A 1,226-nucleotide genomic window follows, 5' to 3' on the forward strand; every position below is an offset into this window, starting at 1 on the left:
ACCCAGCTGGTCAAACCACAGCCAGTCCGTGTACACCTGGGACGCACCCACAAACGCAGCAATGAGCACCGCCACCACAGCAATCGTTGCCTTCAGGGGGCTACGGCGCTTGGGGGCAGGATTCGTCGGCTTGGGATGCGCGGTGTTATTGGTCGATTCAGACACAATTCCTCGCTCATCATATGTTCAGAGAAAATAACTGCCTTTAAGTATCTCAGAGGTACAGCAGAAGGGCAGAAACTCGTAGAAGCTCGGGGCGAAATATGACCGGGTTAAGAGATTTTGAGGCGCGAAATAATGAGGTGAGGACAGAGAAAAGGACGCAGAACAGCCCCGGTACCGTAAAGTACCGGGGCTGACTTCTACGTTATACGGGTTAGAACCTCTCGGAGAGAAACGTTACGTTAGGAGCCGCAACGGGGCAGGGAATCATCCGGTGTACCGGACTTAATCGCCTCCACCGTCTTCACCGCCTCATCCAGGGTCGACACCGGAATCACAGTCATCGTGCCGCTCACCTGACCGGCGTGATAGTAGTTGAACAGGTCGGGGTCCTGCGCCTGCATCTTCACAATCGAATCGCAGTTCTCCTTCGGCGCCAAGAAATAACGCGCACCGTAACGGCCCGTCGCCAGGATCTTATACTTAATGCCGCCAATTGCGCCAACCTTACCGTCAGCATCAATCGTGCCAGTACCCGAAATGTAGCTGCGGTATGGGTCGCCTCCGGCGTCCTCATCGGCGAGCAGAGTACCCTCACTCAGTTTATCGACCGTACCCAGCGCGAGCATCAGACCCGCGCTCGGACCGCCCACACCGTCCAGGTTGTACTGCACGTGCGCCGGCGGGTCATAGCTCTGCTTCAAGCCAGCACCCAGAATCCAGCGGCTATTGTCACTGGAACGAACCGGGGTCAGCTTAAACGTCTGCTGCGTGCCGTTACGTTCCACGGTCACGTCAATCGGCGAACCGTTCGAGGCGTCTACCGCCTTCGGAACATCGGTGAGGGTCTCAATCTGCTTCTCCCCCACCTTCACGATGCGGTCATCAGCCTTCAGCGCGCTCGCGGCCGGGGAACCCTCCACCGTGGAAAGCACCTGAACCTTCTCATTCACTGCCATCTTCAGCTCGCGCATCGCCGCGACCTTCGCCTGAGTCTGCGAATCAGCCATCTGCGCGCCGGTCGCCGCCGTTGCCTGTTCATGGCTCACGTGCGGGTACAGGGC

The 1,226-nt window shown here is 58.2% G+C and carries 1 protein-coding gene; it reads right to left on the bottom strand.

Translation table 11 applies throughout. From position 1 onward, the window contains the following. Nucleotides 1–404 precede the first annotated feature (404 nt). On the bottom strand, nucleotides 405–1,226 hold an 822-nt coding region (locus O3648_RS08305), incomplete at its 5' end, for a PDZ domain-containing protein (protein ID WP_371569574.1).

The sequence above is a fragment of the Rothia sp. 27098_8_161 genome (assembly GCF_041432905.1).
Classification (GTDB): domain Bacteria; phylum Actinomycetota; class Actinomycetes; order Actinomycetales; family Micrococcaceae; genus Rothia.